The sequence below is a fragment of the Candidatus Aminicenantes bacterium genome (genome assembly GCA_026393795.1).
Taxonomy (GTDB): Bacteria; Acidobacteriota; Aminicenantia; order UBA2199; family UBA2199; genus UBA2199.
Window position 1 is genome coordinate 1,248 of sequence record JAPKZL010000191.1, and the last position, 573, is coordinate 1,820.

The following is a 573-nucleotide window of genomic DNA, read 5'->3' on the forward strand; positions in this document are numbered from 1 at the left end:
ATTTTGGAGCACGGCAAGAAAAGGGGCTGGATCACCAAAACGGGAGTGATGGTCGGCCTGGGTGAGACGGTCGCCGAAATCGAGGCATTGTTCTCCATATTGCGGAACAGTGGAGTAGATGTCCTGACCATGGGCCAGTACCTGCAGCCTGACAGCCGCAGTCTCCCGGTCAAGCGCTATTATTCTCCCGGTGAATTCGACGCTCTGAAGGAATCGGCCTTGGCTTGTGGATTTTTGGGAGTGGAGTCCGGTCCGTTTGTCCGCAGTTCGTACCATGCCGAGCAATTATTCAAGGCGGTGGTTAATTGAGATATGTGATATTCAGTGATATTCACAGCAACATCGAAGCTTTTGAAAAATTACTCAACCTTAAAAAGATCCACAATGTTGACAAGTATCTTTTTCTTGGCGATCTTGTCGGTTATGGACCAAACCCCGATGAAGTGATCACGCAATTTCAGAAGTTACCCGACATCAGCTTTGTACGCGGCAATCACGACAAGGTCATCGCTGATTTGGAATCTTCTTCACTGTTCAATCCCGCTGCCGCTTTCTCCGCCGAATGGAGCAAGT

General features: G+C 49.2%; 2 protein-coding genes. Both read left to right on the forward strand.

The window, feature by feature from the left end; genetic code table 11:
* Positions 1-309 (forward strand): lipoyl synthase (locus NTW95_09025; GenBank protein ID MCX6557553.1); only part of this gene is annotated, 309 nt, incomplete at its 5' end.
* A 5-nt stretch (positions 310-314) separates the two neighbouring features.
* The coding region (locus tag NTW95_09030; GenBank protein MCX6557554.1) for a metallophosphoesterase family protein at positions 315-573 on the forward strand (259 nt) is incomplete at its 3' end.